The 20,811-nt window shown below is 68.6% G+C and carries 16 protein-coding genes and 4 pseudogenes; 10 read left to right on the plus strand and 10 right to left on the minus strand.

The genetic code is table 11. The annotated features are described in order from the left end of the window. The first annotated feature begins 25 nt into the window (after window positions 1-25). From RCR19_RS38960 to RCR19_RS38980, 5 genes and pseudogenes are all read left to right on the plus strand, one after another. Window positions 26-724: an SDR family NAD(P)-dependent oxidoreductase gene (locus RCR19_RS38960; protein ID WP_331269827.1), complete on the plus strand. Its 699-nt coding sequence runs from the start codon at window positions 26-28 to the stop codon at window positions 722-724. Between the two features lie 147 nt (window positions 725-871). Then, window positions 872-1,873, plus strand: a pseudogene (locus tag RCR19_RS38965) (IS5 family transposase). A 165-nt stretch (window positions 1,874-2,038) separates the two neighbouring features. Next, entirely contained in the window at window positions 2,039-3,622 is a 1,584-nt protein-coding gene (locus RCR19_RS38970) for an FMN-binding glutamate synthase family protein (protein WP_331269904.1), read from the plus strand. 14 nt (window positions 3,623-3,636) lie between these two features. Next, on the plus strand, window positions 3,637-5,406 hold the full coding sequence (locus tag RCR19_RS38975; protein ID WP_331269828.1) for a thiamine pyrophosphate-dependent enzyme: 1,770 nt from the start codon (window positions 3,637-3,639) through the stop codon (window positions 5,404-5,406). A gap of 165 nt (window positions 5,407-5,571) precedes the next feature. Next, the gene (locus tag RCR19_RS38980; RefSeq protein WP_331269905.1) at window positions 5,572-6,381 is read left to right on the plus strand and encodes an RNA polymerase sigma factor SigF; all 810 of its coding nucleotides are present in this window, start codon (window positions 5,572-5,574) and stop codon (window positions 6,379-6,381) included. Between the two features lie 272 nt (window positions 6,382-6,653). Here RCR19_RS38980 and RCR19_RS38985 read toward each other — a convergent pair. The 3 genes and pseudogenes from RCR19_RS38985 to RCR19_RS38995 form a co-directional block, all read right to left on the minus strand. Further along, window positions 6,654-7,010, minus strand: a pseudogene (locus RCR19_RS38985) (toxin Doc). 16 nt (window positions 7,011-7,026) lie between these two features. Then, window positions 7,027-7,925, minus strand: a pseudogene (locus RCR19_RS38990) (transposase); the annotation flags it as partial. 78 nt (window positions 7,926-8,003) lie between these two features. Further along, window positions 8,004-8,435 (minus strand): response regulator, encoded by a 432-nt coding sequence (locus RCR19_RS38995; protein ID WP_331269829.1) that lies wholly within the window; start codon window positions 8,433-8,435, stop codon window positions 8,004-8,006. 137 nt (window positions 8,436-8,572) lie between these two features. On the opposite strand from RCR19_RS38995, the gene RCR19_RS39000 reads away from it, so the two are divergent. From RCR19_RS39000 to RCR19_RS39010, 3 genes are read left to right on the plus strand one after another with little or no spacing between them, the layout of a single operon-like run. Beyond that, a complete protein-coding gene (locus RCR19_RS39000; RefSeq protein ID WP_331269830.1) occupies window positions 8,573-8,905 on the plus strand; it encodes a hypothetical protein in 333 nt (110 codons plus the stop codon). Window positions 8,906-8,910: 5 nt separating this feature from the next. Beyond that, entirely contained in the window at window positions 8,911-10,512 is a 1,602-nt protein-coding gene (locus RCR19_RS39005) for an ATP-binding protein (RefSeq protein ID WP_331269831.1), read from the plus strand. Further along, the gene (locus tag RCR19_RS39010) at window positions 10,509-11,720 is read left to right on the plus strand and encodes a fused response regulator/phosphatase (protein WP_331263857.1); all 1,212 of its coding nucleotides are present in this window, start codon (window positions 10,509-10,511) and stop codon (window positions 11,718-11,720) included. Before RCR19_RS39005 ends, RCR19_RS39010 begins: the two co-directional genes overlap by 4 nt. Before the next feature lie 249 nt (window positions 11,721-11,969). Here the strand turns inward: RCR19_RS39010 and RCR19_RS39015 are convergent, their stop codons facing one another. The 7 genes and pseudogenes from RCR19_RS39015 to RCR19_RS39045 all read right to left on the minus strand — a co-directional run bounded on the left by RCR19_RS39015 (window position 11,970) and on the right by RCR19_RS39045 (window position 16,983). Further along, window positions 11,970-12,380, minus strand: coding sequence for an STAS domain-containing protein (locus RCR19_RS39015; RefSeq protein ID WP_331269832.1), 411 nt, complete (start codon window positions 12,378-12,380; stop codon window positions 11,970-11,972). Window positions 12,381-12,510: 130 nt separating this feature from the next. Then, window positions 12,511-12,886 (minus strand): annotated as a pseudogene (locus RCR19_RS39020) (hypothetical protein). Between the two features lie 595 nt (window positions 12,887-13,481). After that, the gene (locus RCR19_RS39025; RefSeq protein ID WP_331269833.1) at window positions 13,482-13,892 is read right to left on the minus strand and encodes a VOC family protein; all 411 of its coding nucleotides are present in this window, start codon (window positions 13,890-13,892) and stop codon (window positions 13,482-13,484) included. A 288-nt stretch (window positions 13,893-14,180) separates the two neighbouring features. Continuing rightward, complete coding sequence (locus RCR19_RS39030; RefSeq protein WP_331269834.1) at window positions 14,181-14,504, minus strand: ANTAR domain-containing protein; 324 nt, start codon at window positions 14,502-14,504, stop codon at window positions 14,181-14,183. Between the two features lie 153 nt (window positions 14,505-14,657). Next, window positions 14,658-15,326 carry a phosphate signaling complex protein PhoU gene (gene phoU, locus RCR19_RS39035; protein ID WP_331269906.1) on the minus strand — a complete coding sequence of 223 codons (669 nt, stop codon included), beginning with the start codon at window positions 15,324-15,326 and terminating at the stop codon, window positions 14,658-14,660. Window positions 15,327-15,571: 245 nt separating this feature from the next. Then, the gene (locus RCR19_RS39040) at window positions 15,572-16,408 is read right to left on the minus strand and encodes a cytochrome c oxidase assembly protein (protein ID WP_331269835.1); all 837 of its coding nucleotides are present in this window, start codon (window positions 16,406-16,408) and stop codon (window positions 15,572-15,574) included. Window positions 16,409-16,416: 8 nt separating this feature from the next. Continuing rightward, window positions 16,417-16,983, minus strand: coding sequence for a DUF2243 domain-containing protein (locus RCR19_RS39045; protein ID WP_331269836.1), 567 nt, complete (start codon window positions 16,981-16,983; stop codon window positions 16,417-16,419). A gap of 524 nt (window positions 16,984-17,507) precedes the next feature. Here RCR19_RS39045 and RCR19_RS39050 point away from each other — a divergent pair. Together RCR19_RS39050 and RCR19_RS39055 are read left to right on the plus strand one after the other, a co-directional pair. Then, entirely contained in the window at window positions 17,508-17,795 is a 288-nt protein-coding gene (locus RCR19_RS39050) for a hypothetical protein (RefSeq protein WP_331269837.1), read from the plus strand. 443 nt (window positions 17,796-18,238) lie between these two features. Then, complete coding sequence (locus RCR19_RS39055; RefSeq protein WP_331269838.1) at window positions 18,239-20,809, plus strand: Pls/PosA family non-ribosomal peptide synthetase; 2,571 nt, start codon at window positions 18,239-18,241, stop codon at window positions 20,807-20,809. Window positions 20,810-20,811 lie beyond the last annotated feature (2 nt).

A 20,811-nucleotide genomic window follows, 5' to 3' on the forward strand; every position in this document is an offset into this window, starting at 1 on the left:
CCTCGTCAAGGCAACCATCGAAGGCATGACGATCACTTTCATCACCGGAGCCAACAAGGGCATCGGCCGCGAGACCGCCCGCCGCCTCATCGCGTGCGGTCACACCGTTCTCCTGGGAGCCCGCGACCGTGAGCGGGGTGAGGAGGCAGCCGCCGCGCTGGGCGCACGCTTCGTCCCCATCGACGTGACCGACGACGCGTCCGTGGCCGCCGCCACCGCGGACGTCGCCGAGCACGAGGGCAGGATCGATGTCCTGATCAACAACGCGGGGGTCCAGGGTCCCTTCGGTGATCCCGGCGACCTCACCGCCGCCGACGCCCGCGCCGTCCTCGACGTCAACGTCATCGGCGTCGTCCGCACCACCACCGCGTTCCTGCCGCTGCTGCGCCGTTCGGACGACCCCGTGATCATCAACGTCAGCAGCGGCATGGGCTCCCTCGCCTTCACCCACGACCCCGGCCGGTCCGAGTCGCACGTCGTCGTGCCGCTGTACGCCTCCTCGAAGGCGGCGCTGACGATGTTGACCACGCAGTACGCCAAAGGGCTCAAGGGCATTCGCGTCAACGCCGCCGACCCCGGCTACACCGCGACCGACATAAACGGGCACAGCGGCTCCCAGACCGTCACCGAGGGCACGGACGCGATCGTCGCCCTCGCCACCGAGGGGCCCGGTGCCGGCACCGGACGCTTCATCGACCGCCATGGCGAGATCGCCTGGTCCTGAGACCGGCGGCGCCGGATCACCACTCCGGGCGACAAGGACATCACGTAGTCGTCGCAGTATTCGGGGCAGTTCGAGGGCGCAGATCGGATCGTGATCAATCTGCGGGATTCGCCCTCGCGGCGGGCCCGGACCGGTAGATCTTCTTGCGTGACGCGAGTGCGGCTGAAGGACGTCGAATGGGAGCTCATCGAGCCGTACCCGCCGATCGGCGGGTACGGCCCCTAGCCCGAGCGGCTGGGGCAGCAGTTCGAAGGCGTGATTCGGCGGTTCATGGCCGGCGGCCAGTGGCGGGAGATGCCGCAGGAGTTCGGTGCCGGCCGACCGTTCACAACCGCTTCCGGCACTGGCGTGACGCAGGCGTCTTCGAGGCCCTGCTGGAGGACCTGATCGCGGAAGCCGCGAAGCGGGATGCGGTGGACCTGTCCCTGGTCAGCATCGACTCCACCACTGCGCGCGCCCACCACGACGCCGTCGGCATGCACCTGGGCGAGGACGTCCTCCCCGCCCAGGAGAAAGCCGCGGCTGAGGAGGAGAAGGCCAGGCCAAAGGGGGCAGCGACGAAGGAACAAAACGGACAGGACGCCGAAGCGGATCCCGAGTGGGAGGAGCGACGACGTATCCGACGTCTGCGCAAGTTCCGGCTGAAGGCCGCCCTCCTGGGGCGTTCCAGGGGGGCAGACCAGCAAGGTCAACCTCGCCGCCGACCGGAAGTGCCGCCCGCTGGCGTTCGTCCTGACCGCGAGCCAGGCCGCGGACAGCCCGCAGATCATCCCCGTGCTGGGGACGATACGGGTCCCCGGACCCGTCGGCCGGCCCCGCACTCGGCCGGACGCGGTCGCCGGGGACAAGGCCTACTCGTCCCGCGGTAACAGAGTCCACCTGCGCAAACGCGGTATCAAGGCCGTCATCCCCGAGAAGAAGGACCAGGCCGCCAACCGGAAGAAGAAGGGCAGCGGCGGCGGCCGGCCTGTCAGGCACGACGCCGACCCTGTACAAGGAGAGGAACACCGTCGAGCGCCTGATCAACAAGCTCAAGGCCTGGCGAGGCATCGCCACCCGATACACAAGAACCCGAACAGCTACCTCGCGGGCCTCCACCTACGCGCCTCGATGATCTGGATCAAGGACCTCACACGAACCACCCCTTGATCACAACCCAATACGCGCCCGAGGTGTCACAGTCCGCCGACGTGTCCGCCCCACCGGGAGCAATTCAATGTGGGGGTGTGGCGGTGGGTTCACGCTGCTACGGGCTTTGAAGGTCTTTTCCATAAGCCGGTGCATGGGGGCCGGTCGGCGGGCAATCCGCGAGGGGTGACGCGTGTAGGAGTTGTCGTTGTTGCCTTGCTCGCCGGGCTCGGGGCCGTTGTGGCTGCGGTCTGGGTCTCGCCCTGGTGGTGGCCGGCTGCCGTGCTGCTGGTGTGGGCGGGGGCCTTGGGCGCGTGGGATGTGGTGCAGCGCCGGCATTCGGTGCTGCGCAACTATCCGGTGCTGGGTCATGCCCGTTTCCTGCTGGAGCGGATACGTCCGGAGCTTCAGCAGTACTTCATCGAGCGGAACTTTGACGGGCGTCCCTTCGACCGGGATGTGCGCAGCATCGTCTACGAGCGGGCGAAGGGGACCGACGCCGAGCAGCCGTATGGCACCGAACGGGATGTGTATCGGGCCGGCTACGAGTTCCTGGTGCCGTCGATGGCGCCCTGCGCGGTGCCCGAGGAACTGCCGCGGGTGCGGGTCGGCGGGCCGGACTGCTCCCGCCCCTACGACATGGCGTTGTTGAACGTGTCGGCGATGAGTTTCGGTTCGCTGTCCTCCCAGGCGGTCCTCGCGCTCAACGGGGCGGCCGCGGCCGGTGGTTTCGCCCATGACACGGGTGAGGGCGGGCTGTCCGAGTACCATCTGCAGCCGGGCGGTGACTTGATCTGGGAGATCGGCACCGGCTATTTCGGCTGCCGGACGGACGGCGGTGATTTCGATGCGGCCGAGTTCGCCGACAAGGCGGCGCACGATCACGTCAAGTGCGTGTCGCTGAAGCTGTCGCAGGGAGCCAAGCCCGGGATCGGCGGCGTGCTGCCCGGAGCCAAGGTCGATGCGCAGATCGCCCGGGTCCGGGACGTACCCGTGGGGCGCACCGTCATCTCTCCGCCCTACCACCGGGTATTTGCCACGCCGCGCGAACTCGTGCGCTTCGTCGCCCGGATGCGCGAGTTGTCCGGGGGCAAGCCCGCCGGTTTCAAGCTGTGCGTGGGCTCGCGCCGGCAGTTCCTCGCCGTGTGCAAGGCCATGCTGGAGGAGGGCACGGCGCCTGACTTCATCGTGGTGGACGGAGCCGAGGGCGGGACCGGTGCTGCGCCGCTGGAGTTCGCCGATCATGTGGGTGCCCCGCTCACCGAGGGCCTGCTCACCGTGCACAACGCCCTGGTGGGAACGGGCCTGCGGGATCGTGTGCGGATCGGGGCGAGCGGCAAGATAGCCACCGGCACCGACCTGGTCAAACGCATGGTGCAGGGCGCCGACTACGGCAACGCGGCGCGGGCGATGATGTTCGCCCTGGGTTGCATCCAGGCCCAGCGGTGCCACACCAATACCTGCCCCACCGGAGTCACGACCCAGGACCCGCGCCGGGCCCGCGCTTTGGACGTACGGGACAAGACACCGCGCGTGCAGCGGTTCCAGGAAGCGACCGTGGCCAGCGCGGTGCAGATCATGGCGGCCATGGGGGTCACCGATCCCGCACAGCTGCGTCCGCACCTGCTGCGCCGGCGTATCGACCCCTGCACCGAACGCTCCTACGAGGAGCTGTACGAGTGGCTGGCGCCCGGGCAGTTGCTCGATGAGGCGCCCGCCTCGTGGGCGGCCGACTGGAAGGCCGCCAACCCTGACCATTTCACCGTGTGAGCTGGAGGATTCACGTGGCCCGAACCGTTGCCCGTGTCATCGTGGACGTGCTTGGCGACCTGGGCGTGCGCCAGGTCTTCGGCGTCGTGGGGGATGCACTCAATCCCCTGACCGACGCCCTGCGTACCACCGAGGGGCTGGAATGGGTGGGCTGCCGGCACGAGGAGGCGGCGGCGTTCGCCGCGTCCGCGCAGGCCCAACTCGGCGACACCCTCGGGGTGTGCATGGGCACGGTGGGACCTGGTTCGGTCCACTTGCTCAACGGACTGTACGACGCGGCCAAGAGCCACGCCCCGGTTCTGGCGATCGCCGGGCAGGTACCGCTCGCCGAACTCGGCAGCGACTACTTCCAGGAAGTCGACAACGACGCCCTCTTTCGTGATGTGGCCGTCTTCCACGCCACCCTCACCTCGCCCGAGCAGCTTCCGCAGATGCTGGAGACGGCCGTGCGCACCGCTTTGGGACGCAAGGGCGTTGCCGTCCTGACCGTGCCGGGCGACCTGGGTGAGCGCGAGGTGCCGGACGGGCGGCCGGCCCGGTTCGGCCTGAGCCGCGCGGTGAGCCGGCCGGAGGAGCCGGCCGTCCAGCGCGCCGCCGAGCTCCTTGACCGCTCCGAACGCCTCACCCTGCTCGTCGGGGCGGGCGCCCGCGCGGCCCGCACCGACGTCCTCGCCCTCGCCGACCGCCTGGCCGCACCGATGGTGCTCACCCTGAAGGCGAAGGAGGGCTTCGAGGACGACACCAATGGCTTCCAGGTCGGCCAGACGGGCCTGATCGGCAACCCGGCGGCGGCAGCGGCTCTGAAGGACGCCGACACCCTCCTGCTCCTCGGTACCGACTTCCCCTACCGGGACTGGTATCCCACCGACCGTACCGTCATCCAGGTGGACACCGACGCCACCCACATAGGACGCCGGGTACCGGCCGACGTCGCGCTCGTGGGCGATACCGGCGCCACCGTACGCGACCTCCTTGACCACCTCGCCTGCCCGCCCGCCGGCGCAGACGGGGCACGCGACCGCTCGCACCTGGCCCAGGCCCGTGAACGGTTCGAGCAGTGGCGCACCGGTCAGGCGCGGCTGGCCGATCCCGCGCACGACACGGGTCTGGTCGGCCGCGTCCGCTCCGCCCTGGACAACCGCAGCCACGATGTCCGCCCCGAGGCGCTGGCCGCGCTCGTCGACCGGGTCGCCGCCGAGGACGCCGTCTTCACCTCCGACACCGGCATGGCCACCGTATGGCTGTCGCGGTTCGTGCAGATGCGCGGTCGGCGAGCACTGATCGGCTCCTACAACCTCGGTTCGATGGCCAACGCGATGCCCCAGGCCCTTGGCGCACAGTGCCTGGACCGCGACCGGCAGGTGGTGGCGTTCTGCGGGGACGGCGGGCTGAGCATGCTCCTGGGCGACCTGATGACCCTGAAGACGTACCGGCTGCCCGTCAAACTCGTGGTCTTCGACAACCGGCGGCTGGGCATGGTGAAACTCGAACAGGAACAGGCCGGTCTGCCCGAGTTCGGCACCGTCCTGGACAACCCCGACTTCGCCGCCGTCGCCGACGCCATGGGCATCACCGGCATCCGCGTGACCCACGCGGCCGAGCTGGAAGACGCCGTACGTCGAGCTTTCGACACTCCCGGCCCGGTCCTCCTCGACGTCCTGACCAACCCCGACGAGATCGCTGTGCCCGCCAAGCCGACCGTCGAGCAGGGCTGGGGCTTCGCGGTGGCCAAGGTGAAGGAAGTCCTGCGCAGCCACACCGACCCCCAGGAGGGGGGCCACTGAAGAAAACCCGAAAAAAATTTCAGGAATAACCGGTCGGACGTCGGGTACGTGCCTGCTTGCCGGAGGACAAGGCCGGCGGGATGGGAACCGAACGACCGGGAGGGGCGCGTCGTGGCGACGACGACCGTGCAGACAGTCGAGACGACCGTGCAGGCAGTCGAGCAGATGGTGGAGGTGCCGCAGATCGCGGACCCGTCCAAGGTCGCACCCAGGGACGCCCGGGAGTTGTCGAGGCTGTTCTTCGAGCAGTTGGCGGTACTGGAGGAGGGGACACCTCAGTACAGCTATGCCCGCAACACCCTGATCGAGATGAACGTCTCCCTGGTCCGCTTCGCGGCCGGGCGGTTCCGCAGTCGGGGGCCGGAGGAGATGGAGGACATCGTCCAGGTCGGCACGATCGGGCTGATCAAGGCGATCGATCGGTTCGAGCTGTCCCGTGAGGTCGAGTTCACCTCGTTCGCGGTCCCGTACATCGTGGGGGAGATCAAGCGGTTCTTCCGCGACACGTCCTGGGCCGTGCATGTGCCCCGCCGGCTGCAGGAAGCCCGCGTGCAACTGGCGCGTGCGAAGGAGGAACTGCACAGCCGGCTGGGCCGAACCCCCACCACGAGGGAACTGTCCGAGCTGATGAGCCTGCCGGAGGAGGAGGTCGTCGAGGCCCAGCTGGCCTCCAACGGCTACGCCTCCGCCTCCCTGGACGCGGCGATCGGCAACAGCGAGGACGGGGAGTCCGCGTTGGCCGACTTCATCGGTGACGAGGACGCGGCCCTGGAACTGGTCGAGGACTTCCACACCCTGGCCCCCATGATCGCCGCACTCGACGAACGCGACCGCCGGATCATCCACTGGCGGTTCGTCGAAGAGCTCACCCAGGCCGAGATCGGCGAACGCCTGGGCGTCTCCCAGATGCACGTCTCCCGCCTGATCACCCGCCTGCTGGCCCGACTCCGCGAAGGCATGCTCACCACCCAGTGACCGGGCGGGGCAAGCCGCCGGCGTGTCAGCGGTGCCCCGGCCAGTGGCCGTCCCGCCGGGTATGGAAGGCGCCCGGTGGGATGCTCCGCTGTGCACTTCTGTGCCCGGCCGGGCAGGAGACCGCACAGAGGGGGCGGTGGACGCCGTCGGGCTGCGCCCTACCGTTCCCGCAAGCCGTGCCACTGCTGCCCTGGCCCGGTGCCCGGCATGCGCGGCCGGGGCGGCACGGAGCACCCGGCCGCTGACGTGGCCTTGCAATCAAAAACAGGCTGTCAGGTACGCCGGCCGTGGATCATGTCGGCGGCGCCGAACACATCGGCCTTGTCGGCCATGAGGTCCTTGCAAAGCTCCACCAGGTCCCGTAAGGGGAGTCGAATCCCTCGCCGCTGGCTTGCATGTAGGCAATCGTCACGGCGCATGCGTAACGGACGTTGAGCGAAGGGAGCGGCCGCAGTGACGGCAGCGTGTGCAGCAACGCGGCCGCCCGCCACCACGCATCCGGCTCAACACCACGGCGAGGCGGCTCTCCACGATGCCGCGCCACAGCCGCCACGAGCGCCGAGAAGTCGCTGATGCGGCTGCTCGGGAAGAGCGGCCTGGTCGACGCCGTCGCTGCCGCAGGCATCGATGACGGCCAGGTGCCCGGCGTAGGGCGGCCGCGTGCCAGGCTCCGTGGCTGTCGCGCCGGCGCCGGTAGTGGGTCTTGGCTCCGGATGAGCCGTTGGGGGCAACATAGGCGCCCCAAGATAGCCGCCGTGGTTGAGCCGATAGTTCTTCACCCTCTCCCGGGTGATGCTCGACTTCTTGCCCCGGGCTCTGGTGATCGGCGAGGAGTCAGGACCGGCCTTCAGACCGCGCGCTTCGGCGAAGCGGCTTGGTCGTCGCCGATCTCGGCCAGCACCCGGGCGCGGAGCTGGATGCCGAGGCCGGGGATGCTGAGGATGACTTCAGCGTCCGGGGGAAAAGCCTCCTCCACCGCCTCCGCGAGGTCGTCGGCGGTTGGGCAGGCGGCTTCCAGCTGGCGTAGGAGGGCGAGCATTTACCTAGCACGTCCCCGACCAGCGGCGGCTGGTGGGCTCACTCGGAGGGGAGGTCGTGGGGGCGAGTCGGAGTAGTTCGCTTGCCTCGGGACGGCGGCGGCCGTTCTGCCAGTTGGTGAAGGCGTCCAGGGCTTACGGGTAGTACTCACGTAGCAGAGACCGGAGCTGGTGGGAGTGCTGCTGCCGGTTCCAGGTGGCGTCCTGCTGGGTGCGGGCCAAAAAGGCGATGGCGCGGACGGGTCGTTGTCCTGCGGTAAAGGCCGGTGGGCGTGCATGTCGGTGCGGAGGATGTTCGCCAGAACCAGGGAGTTGCCGCGGTCGGACTTCTTGCGGGAGACGGGGTGGCGGTCGGGGTCGCGGGCGGCGACCATCGGGTTGATCGCGAAGACCCTGGCGCGCTTGCCGGTCGGCAAGACGGCGGCCAGCAGACCGCGGGAAGTCTCGAGTGCCACCGGGATTGGGTTCTTCTTCCGTGCCACCGTACTTGGCGAGCGTGCCCAGCAATCAGCCGGTAGCCAGGCACCGCAGCGCCCCCCGTGCCCTCTCTTTACAGGAGAATGGGCACGGGCGGGCTCGGCTCTGTCAGGTGCGCGGCAGGTGGGTGATGGTCTCCAGGTAGAAGGCGTCGATGTTCTGCACGGCGCGCTCGAAGTCCTCGAGGTTGACGGGCTTGGTGACGTAGGCGTTGGCGTGATGCCTGTAGGCGCCGGTGACGTCGTCCGGCGCGGAGGAGGTGGTGAGGACGACTACCGGGATCGTGCGCAGGTCCGGGTCCTGCTTGATGACGGCAAGCAGTTCGCGGCCGTTCATGCGGGGCATGTTGAGGTCCAGGACGATCAGATCCGGCCGGGGCTTGGCCGTATCGCGAAGGTAGTCCAGGCCGGCCACGCCGTCTTGGACCTGGGTGAGGTTTCGGGCACCGCGGGCCAAGAGCGCGTCCTCGATGAGCAGGGCGTCGGCCTCATCGTCCTCGACCAGCAGCACATCGTACGGGCGGGCTGGGGCGGTCATCATCGGGTGCTCCCGGTTGGTGGGTCAGTTGCTGTGGGGGGCTGGTTGAGCAGGCCCGGCCAGCGGCGGCGGGCACCTTGCCTGGTCATATTGGACGCCCGGCCGATTTGTGGATAACCGGCTCCAGCGTCTGCGGCCTGGTGCGCGGCCTGAGCTTCCAGGCGATCCACGGCCTGCTGGAGATGGGTGAGCAGATGGAGGTGCGCCAAAGCCTCTGCCTGCTCGGGGGAGTGATCCACTGGGCCGCGCACAAGCTCAAAGACTTCAGGTACGAGCCGACCGACAAGCTCGTCGACCTCGCGGGCGACGAGTTCAACGATCTCGGCTTCGGTCTTCCGCAAAGAGAAATGGACGCCAGGCATGCCCCTAACCGTAGGGGACGCACCTTGAAGATGACAACATTGGTTGTCGTAGGCGGTAGAGTGTCCTCGCCGCGCGCACGTCAGAGCGGCGTCTGGACACCCGAGGAGTAGCAGCGATGACCGCAGGGCAGGAACCGGCCGCCCGGCAGCGCCTCCTTTCGAGGTGGACGACGCGGCGGTGGCTGCGCGTGGGAGTGAGCGTCGCGCTCAGCTTGCTGGCTGTCCTGAGCGGGCTGGGGATGTGGGCGATGGACCGTGCCGCTTCGGTCACCACGGATCTCGTCAACACACGCTCGCCCGCACTGACGAACTCCATACGCCTGGAGGCCGCGCTGGTCAACCAGGAGACCGGCATCCGCGGTTACGGCCTGACCGGTCAGAAACAGTTCCTCGAGCCCTACAAGCAGGGCCTGGCCGACGAGAAGGCAGCTGTCGATCGACTCAACCAGCTCCTCGTCGGCAATCCCCGTGCCCAGGCCGACCTGCGCACCGTGCTCAGCCGCGCAGGAGCCTGGCAGCAGCGCATCGCCACCCCCATCTCCAGCGCTCCCGCAGGCGCTCCCGCGCCACTCGCCGGCGATCGGGCCGCGGAGGGCAGGGTCAACTTCGACCGCCTGCGCCAAGCAATGACGACCCAGCAGGACCACCTCGTTGACGCGCGCGGCAACGCCGTGGACGACCTGGCGCGCGCCGAGAGACTACGCAACTGGGTCTTCACCGCCATCGCACTGGTGATTGTGCTGCTTGCCATAGCGGTGTTCGAGGGTCTGCGCCGCGGTATCACCGATCCTCTCAGTCGGCTCGGCACGGCCGCACGTGACGTCGCGCAGGGCCGCTTCGACCATCCCATCGACGTCGTCGGTCCCGCCGACCTGCGCCGGCTCGCCTCCGACGTGGATTCGATGCGTCTGCGCCTGGTGGAGGAGCTGCGGTTCAGCGAGGCGGCCCGCGCACTGCTGAACGAACAGACGGAGGACCTGAAGCGCTCGAACACGGAGCTTGAGCAGTTCGCCTACGTGGCCTCGCACGATCTGCAGGAACCCCTGCGCAAGGTGTCCAGCTTCACCCAGCTTCTTCAGCGGCGCTACGGCGGCCAACTGGACGACAAGGCCGACCAGTACATCGCCTACGCCGTCGACGGCGCCAACCGTATGCAGACCCTCATCAACGACCTCCTGACCTTCTCCCGGGTCGGCCGCGTCCACAGCGACCACCAGACCGTCGACCTGGAAGCAGTCCTGAACAGGACCCTCGACAGCCTCAGTGTGACCATCGAGGAGACAAATGCCGAGATCACCCACGACGCGCTGCCCACCGTCGTCGGGGACTCGAGCCAACTGGGCATGCTCTGGCAGAACCTGTTGTCGAACGCCATCAAGTTCCGCAGCGCCGGCAGCACGCCGCAGATTCATGTGAACGCCACGAACGACGGCGGCACCTGGGAGTTCGCGGTGACCGACAACGGCATCGGCATCGCACCGGAGTTCCGGGAGAAGGTCTTCATCCTCTTCCAGCGACTGCACACCAAGGACGCCTATCCGGGCACCGGCATCGGCCTTGCGATGTGCAAGAAAGTCGTCGAGTTCCACGGCGGCACGATCAGGATCGACCCCGGTCACACGCCGGGCACCCGCATCGTCTTCACCCTCCCCGCTACCCAGGCCGCCCCGGCTGCCGAGGCTGAGCTCGCGGCCCCGGACAGAGAGACACAGTCGTGACCGCTCCAGCCGCAGGCCGCGACGAGCAATATGACGTGCTGCTGGTGGAGGACGACGACGGAGACGCCCTCCTGGTCGAGGAGTTCCTCCACGACACCGATCTGCCGCATGCGCTGACACGGTGCCGCACGGCCGTCGACGCGCGTGCGGTCCTCGCCTCGGGGCCCGTCGACTGCGTCCTGCTCGATCTGCATCTGCCGGACGCGTCCGGAGTGGAGACCGTCCAGGCGATCCAGGCGGCCACCGACGCCGCCGTCATCGTCCTGACCGGCCTGGACGAGCCCCGCGCGGGAGTCGACGCCCTTGCCGCCGGTGCCCAGGACTACCTCGTCAAGGGCAAGGTCGATCCCGACCTGATGCAACGCGCCGTCCGCTACGCCGTCCAGCGAAAGCAGGCCGAACGCGCCAACGCCGCCCTCCAGATCGGACGTCTGCGTGCCGAGGAGAACGCACGCCTGGAACGCGGGCTGCTCCCGGAACCCCTGTTGTCCTCCAGCACGGTCAGCGCCTCCAGCCGCTACTACCCCGGACGTGCGCAGGCGTTGTTGGGCGGCGACTTCCTCGACGTCGTGCAGACGGGGGACGGACAGGTCCACGCCGTCATCGGAGACGTCAGCGGCCATGGCCCCGACGCGGCGGCGCTCGGCGTCTGCCTGCGCATAGCGTGGCGTGCCCTGACCCTCGGCGGCCACCGGGATCAGCAGCTGCTCCATCTCCTCGAACAGATCCACATAGCCGAACGCGCCGGCAGCGACCTGTTCACCACGTGCACCTTGATCACCCTGGATCCGCAGGCGGCCTCCCTCACCCTGCACCTCGCCGGCCACCACGAACCGCTGCTCGTCACCCCCGACGGCACCCATGAGGTGGCGGCCGCCCATGGAGTCGCGCTGGGCATCGCACCCGGACTGGGCCAGTGGCCCGCCACCACGCTGGCACTCCCCGCGAGCGGCGCGCTGGTCGCCTACACCGACGGTCTCATCGAGGGCTTCGCGGACGGCACGGGCGCCCGCCTCGGGGTGGACGGTCTGCTGCGCATCATCGACACGCTCCATGCACCCGATCCCGGCACCCATCTCGACGAGCTCATCACCCGCACCCGCACGCTGAACGCGGACCGGCACACAGACGACCTCGCCGTGCTGCGCCTGGACTGGAACACGGGCACCGCCGGCCCCACGGCGAAGACCTCGCGCACCGCACCGTAGGCCCGCACCGCACCGCACCGCACCGCAGCGCGGCGCGGCGACGGCTCCACGGCGGGCACGCTCCCAGGCCGAGAGCGACACTGAGCCGTCGAACGTGTGCCGACCGGGTCGGCCCGAGGCGCACAAAGACGGCGGCGGAGTAGCCGGACACAGCACGCACATCCTGCTGCGCCCCCGTGTCGGACGCCGCCCGTGCCGTCGACCGGGCTGTCGACGGGCTGTGATCCTCGGTTCCGGGCCGCCGCCCCGCTATCCCTGAACTGCCGCATGCGTCGAGGCCGACGTGTCCGCAGGCGAAGAAGATGCCGCTGCGCCCCCGCCGTCGACGGCGAGGGCCTCTGAAGCCGTGGGGTACACACCAACGAGCTGGTCCAGGCCCGTCAGTCTGAAGATCCGCGCCACTGTTGGGGGCACCGCCGCGAGGCGCAGCGTGCTCCCGCGTGCGGACAGCCACTGGTGGATCGCGATCAGGCTGCTGATGCCGGAGGAGTCGCAGAAGCCGAGGCCAGCGCAGTCGATCACCATCAGCCTGGGCTGCAAGAGCCCGGCCACCACCCTCTCTGCCGCCTCCCGCAGCTGCACGGCGCTGGTGAAATCCAGCTCGCCGCGCAGCGACACCAACCACGCCTGTCCAAGCTGTCTGACCTCGACCGCGAACATCCTCAGCCGCCTCCCCACCCGCCGTGACGGGACCGATGATAGTGACAGCGGAGTCAAGAGGTACCCATATAGCCCTGACTACAAGGATTCGGATGCTCTGGCATGCCCGTCACGTGGTTGCCCGTGTACGTCAGGTCAGCCGGGCGAAGGCGTCTTCCTGCACGGTGCGCACGGTACGGTCGCCGAGGGCGCGCAGCACTGGCCACATGTCAAGGAGCAGGTCCTGGTTGAGGTAACGGGGCAGGTCGTCGCTCAGGCCCTCGTGCAGGACGATGCGCTACAAGGCCCATGAGCTGCCGAGGCTTGTGCATGTCGTGGGAGGTCATCCCCGACCAGGCGATGTGCTGCGCCAGATCCACGACCCCCGGGGTCGGGCCGCGCAACTCGTCAAGCGACTGTGGCAGTCGGCGCCGGAACTTCTCCCGGTACAGCTCGAGGTCGTCGGCGTCCGCGCCCGAGAGGTACGTAATCGCCGGCGCAGGGCGGGCTGGAGGGCATGGCTTCATGATGGCGGGCGGAGAAGTTGTGCAGGCCTTGGTGTGAGTGCCGGCATCCGAAGGGAGCGAGGGCGAGGGTGCGTTGAGCGCATGCCGCAGGCCGCGGTCGCAGGGCTGATCTTGTTGCAGGGCGCGTGGACCGGCACATCGCAGATGGCACATGGGTTGCGGTCGTGCGTAAGAGGTGGATCGGCTGGGCTGTGAGTGGACCGCTTTTGGCGGCATGGGCCGCGGCCACGCTTGTGGTCTGGCTCACCAGCAGGCGTACCGACGAGGGCCCTTTGGAATCAGTTCGGGCTGGTCGTCCTGGTCGGAGGCGATCTCGCGGACCGGCCCCGAAAGCGCCGACGGTCCCGCGGAGCCAGATCAATCGCCGACGTGAAGGCCAGGAGTCGCGATACACGCGCCCGAGTGCATGGGGTCACCGTGTGGCATTCGGTACGGGCAGTGCAGCTCGGCGGTGCGGTCTCGTCAGGGTCGTAGGCGCAGCCGTCTTGCGTCTTTCGTGTTCAGACGTCCGTCCGCCGTGTATCCGGGGTGGACGGCGTGACGGGTGCGGGCCGGGCGCCGCTTGGGCGCCCGGCCGGCTGCGGGCGGCCTGTTGTCAGCCCTGCGGCTGCGCGATGTTGACCATCCAGGTGATGCCGAAGCGGTCCGTACACATACCGAAGACGTCGCCCCACATCTGCTTGTCGAGGGGGGCGGCGACGGTGGCGCCGTCGGACAGCTTCTCCCAGTAGCTGCGCAGCTCCGCGTCGTCGTCGCCGCTCAGGCTCACCGAGTAGGCGTTACCCGGCTTGTGTTCGCCGGCCGGGGTGTCGGCGGCCATGAGGGTGTAGTCACTGGGGGTCTCGAGCATGCCGTGCATGATCTTGTCGGTCATGGAGGTGTCGGGCTGGCCGGCTTCACCGTAGGTGTTGAGCACCAGGGTGCCGCCGAAGACCTCCTTGTAGAACTCAAGGGCCTGCCGGGCGTCGCCGGCGAACATCAGGTACGGGTTGAGGCGTGAGGCCATGATTCCTCCCGGATGAGGGGGATGCGGTCGGTTGCGGCGCACAATAGCCGCGGCCACTGACAACGGCCCCGGGCCGCGCAACACGCTCGGATACGCCCGGCACCCGGGGAGCCGGCCCGGACCCAGAGTCCGATCATCGCGCCGTCCCGGCGCATGCCCGGGTCGGCGCCTGCATCCGCTCGTATCCGGGCGGCTTGCAGCCCGGAGAACAGCCGTATCGCCCCCGAGCCTGCTTGAAGGGATGCCGCCCAGCCCGGGGCTCGGAGAACCGGGCTGGACGGTAGGAGATCAGTTCTCGCTGCTCAGCCGGCGGGCCAGTTCCGCGCGGATGTCTGCCGTGAGGTTGCCGGTGACACCCAACGTGAGGACCAGTTCGGCCACATGGCGCAGTTTGGTGTTGGTGCACATGGACGTCTCGCGGAGCAGGTCCCAGGCCTCTGCGGGGGTCAGACGTTCCGCGGCGACCACGACACCGATCGCCTGATCGATCACGGCGTGGGAATGCACGGCACGCTCAAGCTGGGCGACCTTGGTCTGCAGCTGCTCAATCTCACCGGCAGAGTTCTCCGGCTCCTGAACTGCAACGGGGAGCTTGTGCGAGTGGCTGTGCACGTTGCCTCCGAAGGGAAAAGGGCGTCGTCCGCATCCTGGTACGTCTGTCCCGCCTTGTGTAGTTACGCCCGCTTACTCCCTACCTTCACATCCAGGGACGCCAGGGGGCAACAGCGACATCACCCATGCCCCAGGGCGGCCGGTGGGGAGTGCTCAGGCGGGCCTTTCCGTGATCAGCTCATCCACGCGCTCGCCTGTCACCAGGTAGACCACGCGCCGAGCCACGGAGACGGCGTGGTCGGCGAACCGTTCGTAGTAGCGGCCGACGAGGGTGACGTCGACGGCGGTTTCCACGCCGTGCTGCCACCGGTCGTCCATCAGGTGCTGGAAGATCATGCGGTGCAGTTCGTCCATGCGGTCGTCGTCCTTCTCCACCTGTAGTGCCGCATCGATGTCCTGGGTGAGGACCACCTCGGCCGCCTGGGCCATCAGGCGTTGCGCGAGCTGGCCCATTTCCAGGATCGTGCGGCGCAGATCGCGCGGGATCGCCTGCTCGGGGTAGCGCATCCGGGCCAGTTTGGCCACATGTTCGGCCAGGTCACCGCAGCGCTCCAGGTCTGCGCTCATGCGCAGTGACGTGACCACGATGCGCAGGTCGGTGGCGACCGGCTGTTGCCGTGCCAGTACCGCGATCGCCTGGTTCTCCAGGTCACGCTGGAGGTCGTCGACCTTTGCGTCGGCCGCTATCACGCTCTCGGCTAGCTCCAGATCGGTATCCAAAAGAGCGGTCGTGGCCCGGCCGATGGCCGAGCCGACCAGGTTCGCCATCTCCACCAGGCGATCACCGATCGAGGCCAGTTCCTCCTGATAGGCCTTCCGCATCATGTCCTCACCCCTCCAGTCGTGTGGGCCGCCCGCCGGTCCACGGTCAGATTCGAACACATCATCCAGGGATTGCTCGGCTTCGGCTCGGTCCTGGACAGGTGTCGTCCCACCCGGAGCCGGGATGGCCTCTGCGTCGCTCGTGGAGCAGGATGCGCAGGCCCACGTGGCCGACGTCGTCGACCGCTCCTCTCGGCGATCAGGGAAGTCGGCCGGCTTGACCAGGAGCGTCGCCCGATGCGGCACTAGCTTTGGGCTTTCGGTGGTGCTGAAACGCCCGTTCCCACGGCCAGAGACATCCTGACGGCCTTGGCGCGGCGCTCGGGACGCCAGGTCGCCACCAGTGCGCCGGCCAGGAGGAGTTCGGCGATGTCCCCGCCGTAGTACATGATCTGCGCGGCCTGCTGCACCTGGTCGATGGGGGCGCGGATGTCGACGAAGAACCCGCCGTACAGGGCCTGGGCGATCAGGGCGTGCGCGGCGATCGCCACGCCCAGATATACGAGGCGGGCCCGCACGCCGGGCCGGGCGGGCGCCGGGTCCGGGCCGGCGATGGCGTGGGCGAACAGGCAGCCGGAGGCTAGCAAGTGCGCGTGCATCAGCCAGTGGCCCGCCGGGTGGCTGGAGGCGGTGTTGTACAGCGGTGTGAAGTACAGCGCGCCCAGAGAGCCGGTGCTCAGTGCCAGCGCCGTCGCGGGATGCGTCGCCACCTGCACCGGTCTGCTGTGCAGGGCCGCGGTCACCTGGCGGGCTGTGGAGGCCGGCAGTGTGCGCAGCAGGAGCGTGACCGGTGCGGCAAGAACCAGGGCGAGCGGGGCATACATGCCGATGAGCATGTGCTGGGCCATGTGTCCGCGGAAGTCGGTGTGCGCGGCGGATCCCAGCGGCGGCAGCAGCCCGATGGCGAGCAGACCAAGGCCAGCGAGGAACGATGTCGTCCGCCAGGCGCTCCAGCCCCGTGTCCGGTTGCGGCGCCGAGCCTGTCGTGCAGCAAGTAGATAGGAGCCGCCCGCCCCGGCGAGCAGCAACAGCACGGTCAGCGACGTCCCCGGCAGGCTCGTTCCGCCGTCGTGGTGCTGCATGGCGCCCATCAGGCGCGGCCTTGGTGCGCCGCGGCGCCGGGGCCGGTCTCGGGGTCGAAGGGCCGGCCGCTGCGCTGCAGCAGGTAGCCGCCGATCAGGAACAGGCCGCCCAGGACGAGGAAGCCGGCGTCCCACCAGGCCTGATAGGAGCCGCCGTGAACGTGGTGGATGCCCAGGATCTGATGGTCCAGGATGCCCTCGACCAGGTTGAACAGGCCCCAGCCGACCAGCATCCAGCCCCACAGGACCCGCGACGCCCACACCGCCCGCCGGTTGTGCGTGACCCGTCCATACAGGATCGCCATTCCCAGAAGGACGGCGATCCAGCACACGGCGTGGAAGATGCCGTCCCACACGGTGTTCATCTCCAGCCCCGAGACGGTGTGGGGGTTGTAGTATTTCACGCCGATGCGGTCGTGGTTGGTGCTGGAGAGCATGTGATGCCACTGCAATAGCTGGTGCAGCAGGATGCCGTCGAAGAACCCGCCCAGGCCCACTCCAAGGACGATCCCGGGCAAGCGCAGACTGCTCGGCGCTGCCGGAAGCGCCCAGGCCCGGCCCGCTGCGGTGGCCATCACTGGGCTCCATCCCGTCGACAGAGGGCAAAAGAAACTTCCGGTTAGGGCTTCCCGCCCGTACCCCCTGGCTCACTGTGCGTGCGGGGGCTTCAGCCATCTCGCCCATCGGCAGATCACCACGCTCGCTCCCGTCCCCCCTTTCGTCCGCCATCGCCGTTCACACCGGGGAGCGGCTTTCCCAGCGGCGGGCGGAGCACGCCACGGCACGAACGGGAGGTAAGGAATGCCCCAGTCCGACCGGTCGCACCTTTGTTCCCCCGGTCGATAACCGGTGTCGGTACCGGATGGCGTGCTGCGACGCTTCCGGCCATGACCGCACCCGAGCTCGGCGAAAGGATTACCTCCGGGAAATCGAGCGTCTGGCTCACCGCGTCGGTGTGGAGGCTTCCTGGGAGGGTCGGGTGTGCCTTCCGGCCGATCCCGAGGATGCGACACCGCTCCAGGCGAGTGTGAACGCGCTGGCCCGGGCCTTGCGCACCTATCACTTCCCGGGTGATGGATGTGTGGAGGAGGACCGGACCTTGACCCGGTTGGTTGGGGCGGCCGTGTTCGGGCCGCTGGTCATGCCGGCCGGGGTGGAGGAGGGCCACGGGGAGGCGTGTGCGTGCCTGGGCGTCGCGCTCAGGTCCGAGGGCTGGGCTTTGTGGAACACCTGGGGTGAGGGGGGTCTGGAGGTGACGTTGGTGGTGTCCGCGGTCGAGACGACGGTCGGGTTGCTGGAGAACTGGTCACGGGGCAGGGCCGTGGACCCGGCGTGCCGTTGCCGTCGCGGATCGCCGTGGTCCGCCGGGGCTGGATCGGACCGATGACGTTGGCGCCCCGTGCCGCCCGCTGGGCCGGCCTGGGCGGCCGACCGCTGTCCTAGGCAGACCATCGGCCCCGCTGCCCGGCCTCCCCAGGCCAGGCAGCGCGAAGGCGCCGGATGCCCAAGGCCCTGACGCCGGATGCTCAAGGTCCCGCACCAGGGTACCGGCCTCGTATCCGGGCCGGTGCTGCCTGTTCCGGCCCGCCCGGACCGGTGGCGGCCCGGGCGGGCCGATGGGGGGTTCGGTCTGATGGGCCTGTGTACCAGGGGTGCGGTACGGGGTTCCGGTGGCCCGGTGGCCGTGTGGGGGGTGATGGCGGAGACTGGATGGTGTTCTTGGTGTCCGGGTGGAGTCGAGCTGCTAGCTCCCCGCCTGGGCCGGAATGCCCGCTGGGGGTGGTCGTGTGGGGTTGTGTCGGCGACCGTGTATCTCGAGGGGTTTGTCATATGGTGCGTCCTGCGGGAATTTCGTCATCTGCCATCAGCACGTCTGAAACCGGTACGTCTGAAATCGATGTATCGGGAAACGGCGACAACGGGTGTGTCGCTTCACCAGACGCTCTCCAGGGTCGGTTCGCCGATGTGCTTGCCGGGGTCCTGCAGACGGACCAGGTGAGTCTCGACGGGAACTTCTTCGAGGAGTTGGGCGCGAATTCGCTGGTCATGGCGCAGTTTTGTGCGCGGGTGAGGAAGCGCGCGGATCTGCCGTCGGTGTCGATCAGGGACATCTATCAGCATCCGACGATCCGGAGTCTGGCTGCTGCGGTGGGTGGGGCGGCCGAGTCGCCGGTGCCGGCGACCGACCCAGAGTCGGCGCCGGAGTCGGCGCCGGTGCGGGTGAGTTCGTGCCGTTACATGGTGTGTGGGGCGGTGCAGTTGCTGCTGTTCGTCGGTTACGTCTTCGTCGTCGGGCTGGTGGCCGCGCGCGGCTACCACTGGGTGGCGGCGGGTGAAGGGCTGCTGCACATCTACCTGCGGTCGGTGGTGTTCGGCAGTGCCGGGTTCGTGGCGTTGTGCGTGTTCCCGATCGCGGCGAAGTGGATTTTGGTGGGCCGGTGGAAGGTCGGTGAGTTCGAGTTGTGGGGGCTTGCCTATGTGCGGTTTTGGATCGTGCGGGTGCTGGTGCGCGCGAATCCGATGTTCTTCTTCGTCGGCAATCCGCTGTATGTGCTGTATCTGCGTCTGCTGGGGGCGCGGATCGGCCGAGGTGTCACGATCCTCTCCCGCCGCATACCGGTGTGCACCGACCTGCTGACGATCGGGGACGACACGGTGCTGCGCAAGGAGTCGTTCTTCCTGTGTTACCGGGCGCACGGGGGCCGTATCCAGACCGGCCCGGTCACCTTCGGCAGCAACGTGGTGATCGGTGAGAAGACCGTGTTCGACATCGATACCTCGGTGGGTGACGGTGCCCGGCTGGGCCACGCCTCCTCGCTCCACCGCGGGCAGCGTATTCCCAAGGGCGAGTACTGGCACGGCTCCCCGGCGCAGCCGGCCCGCACCGGTATGGGGGTTGTCCCGCCGGTGCGTTGCGGGACCGCGCGTCGTACCGGGTATGCCGTGATGACGTTGGCGCAGGTGTTGTTGGTGGTGGTGCCACTGGTGGTGGGCGGCTCCTACATGCTGCTGGACACTTCGCCGGCGATCGCCCGTACGGTGGGCACGACCGCGACGGCCGCGCCCGGCGTCACGACGGCCGGTTTCTACACCGATGCGTTGCGGGTGTCGGCGGTGGTGTTCTTCGGGTTCGTCGTTTTGGGGACCGCGGCGCTGTGTACGGTGCCACGTGTGCTGAACCGGCTGGTCAGGCCTGGGCGGGTGTATCCGCTGTACGGGGTGCATTATTCGGCGCACCGGACGATCGCCCGTACCACCAACGTCAAGTTCTTCAAGCGGCTGTTCGGCGACAGTTCCTACATCGTCCACTACCTCAAGGGGCTCGGCTACAAGCTTGCTCCGGTGCAGCAGACGGGTTCCAACTTCGGCACCGAGGTGGAGCACGAGTCGCCGTTCCACAGTGCGGTGGGGACCGGCACGATGGTGGCCGACGGCCTGTCCATGGTGAACGCCGACTTCTCCAGCACCTCCTTCCGCGTCGGCGAGGCGCGGATCGGCCGGGACAACTTCATCGGCAACAACATCGCTTTCCCCGTCGGCGCCCGGACCGGCGACAACTGCCTACTGGCGACGAAGGTGATGGTGCCGCTGGACGGTAAGGTCCACGAGGGGGTCGGCCTGCTCGGCTCGCCACCCTTCGAGATCCCGCGGTCGGTGGAACGCGACAGCCGCTTCGACCACTTCCTCTCCGGCGACGAACTGCCACGCCACCTCGCCGTGAAGAACCGCTACAACCTGGCCACCATGTGCCTGTTCCTGGGCGCGGGCTGGGTGTACTTCTTCGCCGTCACGCTGCTGGGCACGGCGACCCTCGCCGCCCGTGGTGTGGCGGGGTCGGTGATGGTCGCCGTGTCGACGGCGCTCACCGTGGTGTTCACCGCCTTCTACCTCATCCTCGTGGAACGCCTGGTGGGCCGGTTCCGTCGACTGCGCCCGCAGTTGTGCTCGATCTACCACCGGGACTTCTGGCTGCACGAGCGGTTGTGGAAGGTGCCGGTGGAGTACTTCCATGTCTTCAACGGCACCCCCTTCAAGCCGCTGGCCTGGCGTTTGATGGGGGCCCGCGTGGGCCGGCGGGTCTTCGACGACGGCTGCTATCTCACCGACCGCACGCTGGCCGCGATCGGGGACGACTGCACCCTCAACCTGGCCAGCAGGATCCAGTGCCACTCGCAGGAGGACGGCACGTTTAAGTCTGACCACAGCACCCTGCACGCGGGCGTCACCCTAGGCGTGGCGGCCCACGTGCACTACGGGGTGAGCGTGGGCAAGGATGCCACCTTGGCACCCGACTCGTTCCTGATGAAGGGCGAGGAAGTCCCCGCCGGGGCCCGCTGGTACGGAAACCCCGCCACCGAGGCCAGAAGCACCGAACGCCCCTGCCCCGTCCCCGCATCCTGACC

The organism is Streptomyces sp. WAC07094 (assembly GCF_036320405.1).
Lineage (GTDB): Bacteria > Actinomycetota > Actinomycetes > Streptomycetales > Streptomycetaceae > Streptomyces > Streptomyces lannensis.

What these genes read in the sequence shown, in the direction of transcription:
- RCR19_RS38960 (WP_331269827.1), top strand. Translation starts at nt 26, where the DNA reads ATGACGATCACTTTCATCACCGGAGCCAACAAGGGCATCGGCCGCGAG.
- RCR19_RS38980 (WP_331269905.1), top strand. Translation starts at nt 5,572, where the DNA reads ATGGTGGAGGTGCCGCAGATCGCGGACCCGTCCAAGGTCGCACCCAGG.
- RCR19_RS38995 (WP_331269829.1), bottom strand. Translation starts at nt 8,435, where the DNA reads ATGATGACCGCCCCAGCCCGCCCGTACGATGTGCTGCTGGTCGAGGAC.
- RCR19_RS39005 (WP_331269831.1), top strand. Translation starts at nt 8,911, where the DNA reads ATGACCGCAGGGCAGGAACCGGCCGCCCGGCAGCGCCTCCTTTCGAGG.
- RCR19_RS39015 (WP_331269832.1), bottom strand. Translation starts at nt 12,380, where the DNA reads ATGTTCGCGGTCGAGGTCAGACAGCTTGGACAGGCGTGGTTGGTGTCG.
- RCR19_RS39025 (WP_331269833.1), bottom strand. Translation starts at nt 13,892, where the DNA reads ATGGCCTCACGCCTCAACCCGTACCTGATGTTCGCCGGCGACGCCCGG.
- phoU (WP_331269906.1), bottom strand. Translation starts at nt 15,326, where the DNA reads ATGCGGAAGGCCTATCAGGAGGAACTGGCCTCGATCGGTGATCGCCTG.
- RCR19_RS39040 (WP_331269835.1), bottom strand. Translation starts at nt 16,408, where the DNA reads ATGCAGCACCACGACGGCGGAACGAGCCTGCCGGGGACGTCGCTGACC.
- RCR19_RS39045 (WP_331269836.1), bottom strand. Translation starts at nt 16,983, where the DNA reads ATGGCCACCGCAGCGGGCCGGGCCTGGGCGCTTCCGGCAGCGCCGAGC.
- RCR19_RS39055 (WP_331269838.1), top strand. Translation starts at nt 18,239, where the DNA reads ATGGTGCGTCCTGCGGGAATTTCGTCATCTGCCATCAGCACGTCTGAA.